The 274-nt window shown below is 38.7% G+C and carries 1 pseudogene; it reads right to left on the reverse strand.

Annotated features, from left to right (window positions below):
- Positions 1-82: 82 nt before the first annotated feature.
- Positions 83-274 (reverse strand): annotated as a pseudogene (locus tag V7149_RS22770) (hypothetical protein); the annotation flags it as partial.

Raw genomic sequence — 274 nt, forward strand, 5'->3', positions numbered from 1 at the left:
CGCGTTTTCCGGCTTGATAGGATGAAAAATACTCCTGCCAAAAAACTAAATATGCTTCCAGTTAAAAGTCCCCACGCCAAGCTCATTTGAGGGCACCAGCTTCTAAGATATGTTTCGAAAATTCAATCCCATATGAGATAAAACGCTGATATATATTTGGGACATAACCTGTGCCTTCAAATTCTCCAAGGATTGTTCCGTCCGGAAGTGTTGCCTTTCTATTAAATCTGAATATATCTTTTGCGAATATTACTCCATTTTCTTCTACAAGCTC

It is taken from the genome of Bacillus sp. JJ1503 (assembly GCF_036965125.1).
Taxonomy (GTDB): domain Bacteria; phylum Bacillota; class Bacilli; order Bacillales; family Cytobacillaceae; genus Cytobacillus.